13 protein-coding genes are annotated in these 13101 nt (G+C 74.9%); 7 read left to right on the top strand and 6 right to left on the bottom strand.

Annotated elements, in window-relative coordinates; all coding sequences use genetic code 11:
• Nucleotides 1–30: 30 nt before the first annotated feature.
• Nucleotides 31–1257, top strand: a complete 1227-nt coding sequence (locus OG370_RS23865; RefSeq protein ID WP_328467548.1) for a hypothetical protein — start codon at nt 31–33, stop codon at nt 1255–1257.
• 47 nt (nt 1258–1304) lie between these two features.
• Here OG370_RS23865 and OG370_RS23860 read toward each other — a convergent pair whose 3' ends face one another.
• Nucleotides 1305–2063: a hypothetical protein gene (locus OG370_RS23860; RefSeq protein WP_328467546.1), complete on the bottom strand. Its 759-nt coding sequence runs from the start codon at nt 2061–2063 to the stop codon at nt 1305–1307.
• Between the two features lie 74 nt (nt 2064–2137).
• Here OG370_RS23860 and OG370_RS23855 point away from each other — a divergent pair, with 74 nt between their 5' ends.
• From OG370_RS23855 to OG370_RS23840, 4 genes are all read left to right on the top strand, one after another.
• Nucleotides 2138–2731, top strand: a complete 594-nt coding sequence (locus OG370_RS23855) for a GrpB family protein (protein ID WP_328467544.1) — start codon at nt 2138–2140, stop codon at nt 2729–2731.
• A 135-nt stretch (nt 2732–2866) separates the two neighbouring features.
• The gene (locus OG370_RS23850) at nt 2867–3610 is read left to right on the top strand and encodes a flavin reductase family protein (protein ID WP_328467542.1); all 744 of its coding nucleotides are present in this window, start codon (nt 2867–2869) and stop codon (nt 3608–3610) included.
• A 186-nt stretch (nt 3611–3796) separates the two neighbouring features.
• A complete protein-coding gene (locus OG370_RS23845; protein ID WP_328467540.1) occupies nt 3797–5029 on the top strand; it encodes a M14 family zinc carboxypeptidase in 1233 nt (410 codons plus the stop codon).
• A gap of 193 nt (nt 5030–5222) precedes the next feature.
• Complete coding sequence (locus OG370_RS23840) at nt 5223–6509, top strand: M14 family zinc carboxypeptidase (RefSeq protein ID WP_328467538.1); 1287 nt, start codon at nt 5223–5225, stop codon at nt 6507–6509.
• A 70-nt stretch (nt 6510–6579) separates the two neighbouring features.
• Here the strand turns inward: OG370_RS23840 and OG370_RS23835 are convergent, their stop codons facing one another.
• Nucleotides 6580–7629 (bottom strand): aspartate-semialdehyde dehydrogenase, encoded by a 1050-nt coding sequence (locus tag OG370_RS23835; protein ID WP_328467536.1) that lies wholly within the window; start codon nt 7627–7629, stop codon nt 6580–6582.
• Nucleotides 7630–7714: 85 nt separating this feature from the next.
• Entirely contained in the window at nt 7715–8641 is a 927-nt protein-coding gene (locus OG370_RS23830; RefSeq protein WP_328467534.1) for a dihydrodipicolinate synthase family protein, read from the bottom strand.
• Between the two features lie 84 nt (nt 8642–8725).
• On the opposite strand from OG370_RS23830, the gene OG370_RS23825 reads away from it, so the two are divergent.
• Nucleotides 8726–9136, top strand: a complete 411-nt coding sequence (locus OG370_RS23825) for a GNAT family N-acetyltransferase (protein ID WP_328467532.1) — start codon at nt 8726–8728, stop codon at nt 9134–9136.
• A 78-nt stretch (nt 9137–9214) separates the two neighbouring features.
• Here the strand turns inward: OG370_RS23825 and OG370_RS23820 are convergent, their stop codons facing one another.
• A complete protein-coding gene (locus OG370_RS23820) occupies nt 9215–10483 on the bottom strand; it encodes a GNAT family N-acetyltransferase (RefSeq protein ID WP_328467530.1) in 1269 nt (422 codons plus the stop codon).
• A gap of 147 nt (nt 10484–10630) precedes the next feature.
• A complete protein-coding gene (locus OG370_RS23815) occupies nt 10631–11287 on the bottom strand; it encodes an RsiG family protein (RefSeq protein ID WP_328467528.1) in 657 nt (218 codons plus the stop codon).
• A gap of 326 nt (nt 11288–11613) precedes the next feature.
• On the opposite strand from OG370_RS23815, the gene dtd reads away from it, so the two are divergent.
• Nucleotides 11614–12039 (top strand): D-aminoacyl-tRNA deacylase, encoded by a 426-nt coding sequence (dtd, locus tag OG370_RS23810; RefSeq protein WP_328467526.1) that lies wholly within the window; start codon nt 11614–11616, stop codon nt 12037–12039.
• Between the two features lie 78 nt (nt 12040–12117).
• On the opposite strand, the gene ygfZ is transcribed toward dtd, so the two are convergent.
• A complete protein-coding gene (gene ygfZ / locus OG370_RS23805; protein WP_328467524.1) occupies nt 12118–13098 on the bottom strand; it encodes a CAF17-like 4Fe-4S cluster assembly/insertion protein YgfZ in 981 nt (326 codons plus the stop codon).
• Nucleotides 13099–13101: the final 3 nt, after the last annotated feature.

Below are 13101 nucleotides of genomic sequence, written 5' to 3'. Positions count from 1 at the left end.
AACAAGCGGAACGAGCGGAACGAGCCGACCATGAACGAGATCTGGATTCTGGGAGCGACCGGCCGGACCGGACGCGCGATCGCCGCGCTGCTGGCGGCGGGTGACGCCCCGCTGGTCCTGGTGGGACGCGATGCCGCGCGGCTGGGCGAGCTGGCCGGGACGATCGGCGGCACCTCGCGGACCGTGGTGATCGGCCCGGCCACCGGAACCGCAGGTGCGGCCGGTCCCCATGGCACAGCCGGTACCCATGGATCGGCTGATGCCCATGGCACAGCAAGAACCCGTGGTTCAGCCCGTACCAATGGCCCAGGCGATGCCCGCCGGGGACGTGCCAACGGTTCCGCCGCCACCGTCGCCGCGATCACCGCGCAGCTCGCGGCGGCCGCGCCCTCCGTGGTCGTCAACACGATCGGCCCGTTCACCGAGACGGCGCTGCCGATCGCCCGCGCGTGCCCGCCCGGCACCCACTACCTCGATCTCGCCAACGAACTCCTCGCGGTCACCGGGTTGCTCGGGTTGCACGACGAGGCCGCCGCCGACGGCCGCTGCCTGGTGACCGGCGCCGGGTTCGGCGTGCTCGCCACCGAGAGCGTCGTGCTGAAGCTGTGCGCGGGCCGGCCGGCACCGGCGCGGGTGCGGGTCGACGCGCTGGCGGCGGTCGAGAACGAGCCCGGCGCGATCGGCGCCGCGCTGGCGGCGAGCATCATCGACGCGCTCTCGGTCGGCGGGCGCCGTTACGAGCGGGGGCGGCTCGTGTCCGCCCGGCTCGGCGGCGACTTCGAGCGGTTCGCCCTGCCCGACGGTTCGGCGGCCCACAGCGCCGGGGGCCCGTCCGGCGAACTGGAGGCGGCCCACCGGGCCAGCGGGGCGCCCTTCGTGGTCGCCGCGTCGGGCGCGATGCCGGCCGGGCGGGCGATCCGCGCGGTGCTGCCGGCGGCGGCCGTCCTGCTGGCGCGCCGCCCGCTCGGCAACGCGGTGAAGCGCCGCTTCGCCCGGGTCCAGGTCGGCCCCGGCGAACGGAACCGGGAGTTCTCCTGGGCGCGCGCCCTGGTCCAGGACGCCGACGGCGGCCACCGCGAAGGGTGGCTGCGGGCGGGCGACGGCATGTCGTTCACGGCCGCGGTGGCCTCGGAGGTCGCGAGCCGCCTCGCGCGGGGCGAGGGGAAGCCCGGCGCCTACACGCCCGGCGCGCTCTTCGGCCCCGAGCTGGCCGAGGCGGCCGGCGGGACCTTCCTCCTCGACGAGGCGACGGTCTGAGCCGGTCCGCGGCGTGCTCGGCCCGCCGGTGGCCGCGGTCAGAAGGGTCAGAAGGGGAGGTCGGGAGCCGCCAACTCGGCGAGCAGCGGCTCCAGTCGGGCGGCCGCGGCCGCGGTCTGCGGGTCCGCGAGGGCGAGTTCGGCGCCCGCGGCGGTGAGGGTGGCGCGCAGCGCGCGGTGGATCTCGGCGGCGTCGAGGGCGCGGACGAGGGTCGCGGCGAGCGGGTCGGTGACCTCGTCGGGCAGGAGGTGGGCGCCCTTGGCGTGGGCCGTGGGCAGCCCGAGGCGCACGCAGGCGAGGGTGAGGAGGTGCTCGCGCATCGCGCCGATCCAGTGCTCGGCCTGCCACAGGCGGCCGCGCGCCAGGCAGATCCGGACGTGCAGGGCGTGATGCCACAGCAGGCCCGTCAGCAGGTCGGGGTCCGGGTCCCGGTAGGGCCGCAGCGGCTGCGAAGTGCCGAACAGCGGGCGCCAGTTGGGTCCGCGCGGGCCGAACTCGGCCTCGGGCGCGAAGGTGACGTCGGCCTCCAGCCAGCCGGGCAGCAGGAACGCCCGGACGGTGCCGGTGCCGACCGGCAGGTCCCAGTGGTGCAGGGCGCCGAGTTCGGCGGTGAGCCACCGCGTCCAGCGCGCCACCGTGTCCGCGACCTCCCCACGTACGGACAGCACCAGGTCGGTGTCCGACCAGCGGTCGCCGGCGCCGACCGCGTACGAGCCCGTGAACGCGGCCCCCACCACGGCGGCATCGGCCTCCGCGCGCGCGACCAGCCACTCCCGCAGGCGGTCCCGCTCCTCGACCGTGAACATCGTGCGGCTCCCTCCGACAGCGGGTGAAGATCCTACGACGGCCCCGGCGCCCGGGCTTGGTAGCGTGCCGAACCATGCCGTTCGAGGACGAGTTGAAGCCGGTGCGGGTCGTGCCGTACCAGAGCACCTGGCGGGCGGACTTCGTGGAGCTGGCGCGGGTGCTGGGTGGGGCGCTCGGCGCGGAGGCGGTCGCGATCGACCATGTGGGCTCGACGTCCGTGCCGGGCCTGGCGGCGAAGGACTGCGTGGACGTGCAGGTGCGGGTGGGCGACGTGGACGAGGCACGGCTGGAGCCGCTGCTCGCCGCGATCGGCTTCCGGTGCCGGCCCGAGCCGTGGAACCGGACGGAGGTGTCGGGCGGGCGGGAGTGCCGCAAGCTCGTCTTCGCGCCGCCGCCCGGGGCGCGCTCCTGCAACGTGCACCTGCGGCGGGCCGACGGCCCCAACTCCCGCTTCGCGCTGCTCTTCCGCGACTATCTGCGCGCGGACGAGGCCGCCCGCGCGGGCTGGGGCGCGTTCAAGCAGCGGCTGGCCGCGAGCGTGCCCGACATCTTCGACTACGGCCAGATCAAGGCGACGGCCACGGAGCTGCTGATGGCCGGTGCCGAACGGTGGGCGGCGGACACGGGCTGGACGGTCGGCGGGGCAGCGGAGAACGCCGCACCCTGATCCGTGCCGGCCGGTGCTCCTCCGCGCGGGCCGGTCCGGACGGCACGACCGCGTACAACCGCGTACGGCCTCGTACAGCCGCGCGACGTCCGATTCCCGCCAGCACCGCCCCGCACCCGTGACAAGACTGACCGCATGACCACGCGAAACGCCCAGAACCACGCCGACGGCCGGACCGACGGCCCCGCCGCCCGCCACACCCGGATCGAGCCCGGCATCCTCTACTTCGGCACCCCCGTGGTGCTGCTCTCCACCGAGAACGAGGACGGCAGCGCGAACCTCGCGCCGATGTCGTCCGCGTTCTGGCTCGGCTGGCGGGCGATGCTCGGGCTCGGCGCGAGGTCGCAGACCACGCTGAACCTGCTCAGGACCGGCGAATGCGTGCTGAACCTGCCGGACGACTCGCTCGCCGCGGCCGTGGACGCGCTCGCCCTGACCACCGGCCGCGACCCCGTGCCCGAGGGCAAGCAGAAGCGCGGATACCGCTTCCACAAGGAGAAGTTCGCCCGCGCCGGGCTCACCCCGGTCGACTCGGACACCGTACGGCCGCCGCGCGCCGCGCAGTGCCCGGTGGCCATGGAGGCGGTGGTCGAGGCCACCCATCCGCTCGCCGACGACGACCCCCAACAGCGCGGCGGCATCGTGGTGTTCGAGGTGCGGGTGCAGCGGGTGCTCGTGCACGACGCGATCCGGATGCCCGGCACGCGCGACCGGATCGACCCCGACCGCTGGCGGCCGCTGCTGATGAGCTTCCAGGAACTGTACGGACTCGGCGACCGGTTGCGGGAGTCCGCGCTGGCGAGCATCCCCGAGGACATGTACCGCGGTCCCGACATCGCCCGTTCGCACGCCGCCGGAGTGGCCGCTGGGCGCTCTTGACACCCGCGGGCCGCCCGCCGACGCTGGGGCGGGGCGCGCCACCGCCGATCGAGCCGCGCCGCCAACTCCGTTGCACAGCACGCACATCAGGCACAGCACGCAACGCACAGCAGGCAACGCACCGCCCCGCACGTGCAGGCACGGCTGTACGACTGGACGGCGGGCGACGGCAGCGAAGGAGCGGTCATGCGCGGGCCAGACGCGTTTCCGACGGTGGCGGGTGTCGCCGCGGCGGCCCGGATGCTCACGCTGCGCCACCCGGACCTGTGCCGGATGCGGTTGGCCGGCGAGTCCCGGTCCGGGCGGCCCCTGTGGCTGCTGTCCGTCGGGCACCCGCGGGACAGCGGCCGGCACATCCTCGTGGTGGCCGGCGCGAACTGCGACGAGCAGGCGGGCGGCGGCACCGTGCTGTGGCTGGCCGAGCAGGCCGTCCACGACCGGCGGCGGCTCAGGGAAGCCGGGCTGACCTGGGACTTCCTGCTCTGCCTCGACCCCGACGGCGCACTCCTCAACGAGACGGGTCCGGCCGGTCCCCGCCCGCCCGCGGTGCACTTCCGGCACGCCTACCGCCCCGCCTCCTCCGAACGCCCCTACACCGCCGCCTCGTTGGCCGCGACGGCCGGTCGGCTCCCCGAGACGCTGGCGCTGTCCGCCCTCGTCGACGAGCTGCGGCCGGTGCTCCGCTGCTCGCTGCACGGCACGGACGTGGGGGGCGCCTGGGTCCGGCTCTCCGCCGAAGTGGCCGGGCTGGCCGAGCCGTTCGGGAAGATCGCCGCCGAACTCGACATCCCCGTGCAGACCGGCACGTACGAAGCGCTGTCCTCGCACGGCGCCGGGCCCGGTGTCTTCGTACGGCCGGCGGGGCCGGGGCGGCGCTACGGGCCGGAACTGCGGGTCGAGGTGCCGATGTGGGCGACCCGGCGGGTGGCGTACGCCGAGCCGCACCCGGACCCGGCGTACGCGCTGGCCGTGCTGGCGGCGCGGCTGCGGAACGAGGGGACCACCGGGGAGGAGGCGTTCGAGCAGGCGCTGGAACTGCTCGGGGACGCCGCGGACGGGCCGGTGCTGCGGGCCGCACGGCAGGCGGTCACCGGGTGGGCGGCGCTCGCGGAGGACTTCGACGCGATCGGGCGGGAGTCGCCGGTGCCGCTGACCATGGCACACGTCGCCGCGTTCGACATCGCCGCGCGGCAGGCGCCGCTGCGGGCGGCGGGGACGCTGCTGCGGCTGCTCGACGAGGCGCGGCTGGACGAGGACCCGGACAGCGCGCCCGCCCGGCTGCGGGCCCGGCTGGAGCGGCGCCTCGACGCGGGTGCGGGGGACCTGATCGCGACGATGGACGCGGTGTGGGTGCCGATCTCCGAGCAGATGGAATTGCAGGCACGGACGGTGCTGGCCGCCGCCGCGGGGCTCGGGTGAGGCGGGTGAGGCGGCACGAGACGCCGTGAGGGTGCCGGTGCGCTTCCGGGCGCGAGGCGGTCTTGACAGGGGGACGAAGGGGTCGGAACCTTGGCGGGGCATCGGGCAAATCGGCGATTACCCCGTCAACTTCATCGTGGGGCCGTTGATTTGGACAGCGAGGAGATCCCGTGGCAACGACGACCGGCGGAGCGTGACTTCGGCGATGGCCGACGCCTATCCGAGTGTCGCGGGGGTGGTGGCGACGGCGGCGGCGTTCGCCGGTTTCCATCCCGGCCTGTGCGAGTTGCGGGCGGTCGGCCGATCGCGGGCGGGGCGCCCGCTGCACGTACTGACCGTGGGGCACGGACGGCGGAACGTCCTGGTGGTGGCAGGGCCGCACTCCGATGAGCGGGTGGGGGCGGCGACCGCGCTGCGGCTGGCCGAACGCGTCGCGCACGACCCGCTGCTGCACGCGGGCGCGGACGCGACCTGGCACCTGCTGCTGTGCCTGGACCCCGACGGCGCGGTGCGCCACGAAGCCGGGCCGCCGATACGCCGCACCCCCGCCGCGCACTTCCGGCACGCGTACCGCCCGCCGCCCGACGAGCAACCGGAGTGGGCCCCGTCGATCCGGCCGCCGGACGACCAACTCCCGGAGTCCCAGGCGCTGCTGGACCTGATCGACGAGCTGCGGCCGATCCTCCAGTGCTCGCTGCACGGCAACGACCTCGGCGGCTGCTGGGTGCAGTTGACCCGCGACGTACCCGGACTCGCCGAGCCGCTGGGCAAGTTGGCGGCCGAGCACGACGTGCCGGTGCAGACCGGCACCTATGACGCGCTGCGGTGGACGGTGTCGGGGCCCGGTGTCTACGTGCTGCCCGAGCCGGGCGCGCGGGCCAGGTCGGACCGGCTGCCGGCGGACGTCGACCGTTCGACCTGGACCCGGCCGCACCGCCACGGCGGGATGACCGCGCTGTTCGAGGTGCCGATGTGGTCGGCCCGTACGGTCGCCGACCCGGCGCCGCATCCGGAGGCGGCCGGCGAACTGGCCCGGCTGGGAAGGCAGTTGCGGACCCACGCGCGCCGGGTCGAGGTGCTGATCGCGGAGGTGCGGGCGGTGCTGCCGGCCACGGCCCCGGACCGCGCCCACCTGCTGCGGGTCGCGACGGAACTGGCCGCGGCCTGCCCGCAGGTCGCCGCGGAGTGGGAACGCATGCCCCCGGACGCGGTCCCGCTGACCGCCGCGCACCTCGCGGCTCTCGACATCGCGGCCCGCAGGATTCCCCTGCGGGCCGCCGGCACGCTGCTACGGCTCCTCGACGGCCGCCCGGCCCCGGCCACCGCCGAGGTCAAGGCCGTATGCGAGCGCCAACTCGCCCGCTGGGCGGATGAGTTGACCCTCGGCCACGACCCGGTCTGGGTGCCGGTCGACGAGCAGGTGCGGGTCCAGTCCGAGGCGGTGCTGGCGGCCTTCCGGCTGGCCGTGGCCCACGGGTGACGGCGACCGTGCACCGCCCCCGACGCCAGACGGTGCCCTGGCAGACCGTGACCGCTCAGACCGAAACCACTCAGACCGTGACCGCTCCGAGCTCCGCGGCCACCAGCTCCGCGAGCTGCACCGCGTTGAGCGCGGCGCCCTTGCGCAGGTTGTCGTTCGAGACGAACAGCGCGAGGCCGTTCTCGACCGTCTCGTCCTGCCGGACGCGGCCCACGTAGGAGGGGTCGGCGCCCGCGGCCTGCAACGGGGTGGGGATCTCCGAGATCTCCACCCCGGGCGCGGCGGCGAGCAGTTCGTACGCCCGCGCAACGCTGATCGGGCGGGCGAAGCGGGCGTTGATCTGCAGCGAGTGGCCGGAGAAGACCGGGACCCGTACGCAGGTGCCGGACACCTTCAGCTCGGGGATCTCCAGGATCTTGCGGGACTCGTGGCGCAGCTTCTGCTCCTCGTCGGTCTCGAAGCTGCCGTCGTCCACCAGGTTCCCGGCGAGCGGCACCACGTTGTAGGCGATGGGCCGCTGGTAGACCGCCGGGGCGGGGAACTCGACGGCCGACCCGTCGAAGGTGAGGCCGTCGGCCTGCTCGGTGACCTTCACCGCCTGGCCGTGCAGTTCGGCCACGCCGGCCAGGCCCGAGCCGGAGACGGCCTGGTAGGTGGCGACGACCAGCGCGACCAGCCCGGCCTCCTCGTGCAGCGGGCGCATCACCGGCATGAAGGCCATCGTGGTGCAGTTCGGGTTGGCGATGATGCCCTTCGGGCGGGTCGCGATCGCGTGCGGATTGACCTCGGAGACCACCAGCGGGACGTCCGGGTCGCGTCGCCACGCGGAGGAGTTGTCGATCACGACGGCGCCCTGTGCGGCGACCTTCTCCGCCAGCGCGCGGGAGGTGCTGCCGCCCGCGGAGAAGATGACGATGTCCAGACCGGAGTAGTCGGCGGTCGCCGCGTCCTCGACGGTGACGGTGGCGCCGTCCGGGCCGCCCTCCCACGGAAGGGTGCGGCCCGCCGAACGGGCCGAGGCGAAGAGGCGGAGCTGCGTGACGGGGAACTTCCGCTCGGCCAGCACCTTGCGGACGACCCCGCCGACCTGTCCGGTCGCTCCGACGATTCCGATCCTCATTGCGGTATCTCTCCGATCATGCCTGTCTGGGGGTGCCCGTCCGTTTCGAGTATCCCCCGGCCCGGGCGTGGGGCGCGGCTCGATTTCACGGGGCGAGACGGCCGGGGCCGGCGGCGGCCGCGACTCCGGCTCCCCGCGGGGCGCCCTCCACCGCCGCGAGGGCCGTGAGCGCCGCGGCCACCGCCGACGGGCTCGCCGGGAGCAGCGGCAGCCGTACGTCCGGCGTCGGGATGCGGCCCCGCGCGTGCAGGACGGCCTTCACCACGGCCGGGTTCGGCTCGCTGAAGACGGCGGCGGCCAGCGCCGACAGCCCGCGCCCGCCGGATGCGTCACCGGCGCCGGGGTCCGCCGCGGCGAGCGCCGCCCACTCCCGGGTCGCCAGGTGCGCCGAGGCCAGGATGGCGCCCTGGGCGCCGAGCGCCAGCAGCGCGGGCGCGAAGACGTCGTCGCCGGCCAGCACCTCGAAGCCCTCGGGCGCCGACGCGAGAAGGGCGACGGTCTCCGCGGTGATCTCGCCCGCCGCGTACTTCACACCCGCCACCCCGGGGATCGCCGCGAGGGCGACGAGGGCGGCGGCGGAGAGCGGCTGCCCGGTGCGGTAGGGGACGTGGTAGATCAGCACCGGCACCGGGCTCGCGGCGGCGACCTCGCGGAAGTGGGCGAGCACCCCGGCCTCGCCCGGCCGGGTGAAGGAGGGGACGGTGACGAGCGCGGCGTCGGGCACCTCGGGAAGCCCGGCGAGGGCGGCCACCTCGCGGGCGGCACGCCGGGTGGAGCCGGCACCGCCCACCCCCACGGTGAAGCGGGCGCCGTGCGCACGGCAGATCCGGCCGACGGCGGCGGTGACCGCGGCCCGCTCGTCCGGTTCGAGCGCGGCGGCCTCCGCAGTGGTGCCGAGGGCGACCAGACCGCCGGCCCCCGCCTCCAGCAGGTCGTGCCCGAGGCGCTCCAGCGCGGCGAGGTCGACCCGGCCGTCCGGCCCGAACGGCGTGATCAGCGGTACGTGGATCATGTCTGCGAGTCTGCGCCGCAGGTCGTCGCAAGGTCCAGTTAAATGTCGTGCACGGAACTCTTAAGCAGCTCTACGCTTCCGGCCATGTATGAGATCTCCGCCGATCCGGCCCGCCTCGACGTCCCCCGCATCCACCAGTGGCTGTCCGTCGACTCGTATTGGGCGAAGGGACGTTCCCTCGACAAGCAGCAGGCCGCGATGTCCGGCTCCCTCAACTTCGGGGCGTACCACGAGACCACCGGAGAGCAGCACGGATACGCCCGCGTCGTCACCGACCTCGCCACGTTCGCCTGGCTCTGCGACGTGTTCGTCGACCCGGCCGCCCGCGGCAACGGCCTCGGCACCGCCCTGGTCGCCGCCGTCCGCGACCACCTCGCGCCGTACGACGTGCGCCGCGTCATGCTGGCGACCGCCGACGCGCACGGCGTCTACGCGAAGCTCGGCTTCGAACCGCTCGCCGACCCGTCGAAGTGGATGTCCCTCGGCCGCCAGTAGCCCACCGGCAGCCGCGCCACGACGCCCGGGCCGCCGGCGCGGTGCCGCCGGCGGGTCGGAAGGTTCCGCGTCAGGCGGTCAGAAGACGTCCGGGCACCAAGGGCGGCGCGGGGTACGGAAGAGGATGTCCGCGGCTCGGGCCGCCTGCGCGCGGTGCTCGGTGATCCGGCCGAGCACGGCCAGCCGGACCGCGGACTCGTCGCCGAGGTACAGGCAGCCGAGGTCGGCGGCCGACAGCGACAGGTCGGCCGGCGCCGTCGAGGGGGTGCAGGAGGCGGCCCCCTTGTCGTCGGTCTCCAGCAGGAAGCGGCCGGCGGCGGGGCCCGCCACGGTCCGGTCGCCGTCGCGCACCTCGTCGTGGACCTGGAGCACCAGGCCGGTGGCGGCGCCCTCGTAGCGGCGGGCGGTGAGCGCGGCCGGGGTGTCCAGCACCCGCAGCCACATGAAGTCGGCGTACGCCTCGGGGCGGGCCGCGCGCGGGTCGCCCAGCAGCAGCGGCATGATGTCGTCGGGCGCGCGGTACCCGGACGTGATCCGGGTGATCCAGTCCATCGAGAGCAGGAACCGCCACAGCGCCTGCTCGGCGGCCGGGGTGGCCGCGATCAGGTCCGAGACCGTGAGCTCCGCCCGCGGCAGCTTCCCCGGCCAGTGATGGTCCTGCACGTCCCAGAGGACGAACCCGTCGACCTCGCCGTCCGGGCCGCGGTAGAGCGCGCAGTACCGCTCCTTCCACTCCGGCAGCCGCACCTCGCCGGTGGTCCGCCGCCACCACAGCGGCGGCCGGTCGATCGCGCCCGGGGTCGTCGCCCTGACCCGGTCGTGCAGCGCGGGACCGACTTCGCCCAACTCCGCCAAGGTGGCCATGTCCACCCGGCCGCCGTCGTCCGGCCCGGCGTAGCGGTGGTCGAGCGCGGCCCGCGCCACATCGACCTCCCAGTTCGTCACCCAGGTCGCCGGGCCGAAGCCGAACCGGCCGTAGATCGGGTACTCGGCGGCGATCAGGATCGACACCACGTCCCCGCGCTCCCTGGCGTCGGCGATGTCCGCGGCCATCATCCGCCCGGCCAGCCCGCGCCGGCGGTGGGTGGCGGTCACCGAGACGTTGGTGACCGCCGACGCGGGCACCGCCGCGCCGCCCGGCACCGTCAGCTCCCGGGGCATGCTGCGGAAGGTCGCCACGCAGCGGCCCCGGTCGAACGCCCCCCGGGACCGGCTCAGGTCGATCAGCGAGCGGCGGGTCGCCACCATCTCCGCGTCGACCGACGGCCCGAGGTGGAAGCCCGCGTACTGCGCCCGCACCCAGTCGGCGACATCGGACTCTTCGAGGGTGCGGATCTCAGCAGTCATGCCCGGCACCATATGCGCGCCGCTCCGCGCCCCGCACACGAATATCCGCCCGGACGGGCCGGCCTGCACCGGCCTGCACCGGCGTGGACCGGCGCACCCCGGCAGGCCCCGGACCGAACCGGCGCGGACCGCCCGGGCGCCGGTACGTCAGCCCTCCGCCAGCAGGTCCTCCACATGCGCCTCGCCCGCCCGATAGCGCCGGGTGATCTCCGCCGAGCAGCCGTCCACGGTCTGCTGGAGCGTGTGGCGGCGGCGCGAGACCTGCTGCTCGTGACCGGCCAACCGGGCCATCGCCGCGTGCAGTTCGGGGTCGGTACGGGCGTCGAGGTCGGACAGTTCCACCTCGGAGAGCATCTCCTCGGCGAGCAGCCGCACCCGCTCGGTCAACGGCGTGCCGAGCGTGACGTGCCGTGCGGAGGAGCGCACCCGCGACGGCCCGTCGGCCAGGATCTCCGAGAGCCGGTCCACCACGGGCCCGCCCGCGCCGGCCGCCCCGCCGGCAACCGCTCTGCCCCCGGCCGACCTGCCCCCGGTTGAGCCGCCACCGCCCGCGGCGCCCTCCACCGCATCCGCGGCAGGCGCCTCCGGGCCGCCGCGCCGGGCCAGTTCGGCACGCAGGATGTCGATCCGCCCGTGCAGCATCCGCCGCAGGTACGACAGGTCCGCCTCCTCCCGCTGCGCCTCACGGCGCAGGGTGCGCAGCGCCGCCAGGTCCATCCCGCCCAGGTCGGGCGCGGGCGGATCGGCGAGCGGACCGCGCGGTGCGGGCGGTCGCAGTGGGCCGGTAGCGTCGGCCTTCAGCATGGGTTGGCCCTTCCTGCTGTGCGATGCGCCGCGGACGCGGCGGCCCTCGATACGGCGAAGCCGGGTGCCACGGACAGCGCCCGTCGCGCGGTGCCGGATGTCTCTCCGGCGCCGGATCTGGTCATACCTGTCGTCCCCTCCGGGCGTGCCGCACGCCCCTCCCGGCTTTGATGCTGCCATCTGCCGCTGGCACCCCGCAGCGACTCTGCACCCGAACGGCCGTCACAACAGTTGTGCGACCCCGCCGACCGGGCGTACGCCGCCGCCTCGTCGCGTGGCTCTCACCCGTGTGGGGTACGGCCGCCGCGACCCGCGACAATGAGGGCATGCGAGCGGTGGCCCAACGGGTGAGCGAAGCGAAGGTCGTCGTCGACGGGGAGACCGTCGGCGCCATCCAGGGACCGGGACTGTGCGTCCTGGTCGGTGTGACGCACGACGACACGAAGGAGAAGGCGGCGGCACTCGCCCGCAAGCTGTGGAGCCTGCGGATTCTGCCCGAGGAGCGGTCCTGCTCCGACGTCGACGGGCCGCTGCTCGTGGTGAGCCAGTTCACGCTTTACGGTGACGCCCGGAAGGGGCGCCGGCCCACGTGGAACGCGGCCGCGCCCGGCGCCGTCGCCGAGCCCCTCGTCGACGAGGTGGTCGCGCAACTGCGCGGGCTCGGCGCGACCGTCGCCACCGGGGTCTTCGGCGCCGACATGAAGCTCTCCCTCACCAACGACGGGCCCTTCACGGTCGTTCTCGACCTCTGACCGTCCGCCCGGAGATCCACGGCCCGCCCCCGGACCTCGCGGTGCGCGGGCGGGCCGTGGACCGCACTGCCGGCGCGGCTACGGCGCGACCACCGTCTCCTGGGCCGCCGCGGTGTTCTCGTCGGCGATCAGCGTCGCGTGCTCCGGGGTGTTCCGCTTGACCAGGGCGAGGGCGATGGGGCCCAGTTCCCAGTGCCGGGCGGAAGAGGTGACGAAGCCGATCGCGCGGCCCTCGGCGGGGTCGGCGCCTTCGACGGCGACGCGCACGGGAGCGCCGTGGGCCGGCAGCCGCACCTCGCTGCCGTCGAGGTGGAGGAAGACGAGGCGGCGCGGCGGCCGCCCCAGGTTGTGCACGCGGGCGACGGTCTCCTGGCCCCGGTAGCACCCCTTCTGCAGGTGCACCGCGCTCTCCAGCCACCCCAGCTCGTGCGGGATCGTACGGTGATCGGTCTCCAGGCCCACCCGCGGCCGGTGCGCCTCGATTCGCAGCGCCTCGTGGGCGAGCACTCCGGCCGCGGGACCCGCCGTGGCCGTGAAGCCCTCCAGCTTGTCGCGCGGCACGAACACGTCGCGGCCGTACGGCGTCTCGCGCACCGCCCACTCGGTGGGCACCTGGGCGATCGAACCGGCCGGCAGGTACACCACCGCGTACTGGTCGGTGGCGTCGGCGACTTCGACCCGGTAGAAGAACTTCATGCTCTCCAGGTAGGCGATCAGCGCCTCCTGGCTGCCGGGTTCGACGTGCATCCATGTGGTGGTGCCGTCGTCGACCAGGTACAGGGCGTGCTCGATGTGGCCGTGCGCGGACAGGATCAGTGCCTCGGTGGCCTGGTGCGGCGGGAGCTGCTCGACGTGCTGGGTGAGCAGCAGGTGCAGCCAGGAGAGCCGGTCCGCCCCGCTGACGGTGACGACTCCGCGGTGCGACAGGTCCACGAAACCGGTGCCGTCCGCGAGCGCGCGCTGCTCGCGGAACAGGTCGCCGTAGTGGGCGGCGACGCCTTCGTCAGGGCCTTCTGCGGGGACGGCGCCGGGCAGCGACAGCAAAGGGCTCTTGTTCATGCG

Origin of the sequence: Streptomyces sp. NBC_00448 (genome assembly GCF_036014115.1) — a bacterium.
In the GTDB taxonomy this organism is placed as follows: Bacteria; Actinomycetota; Actinomycetes; order Streptomycetales; family Streptomycetaceae; genus Actinacidiphila.
Note: the sequence above shows the minus strand (reverse complement) of the source record. Positions and strands in the feature narration are given on the sequence as shown.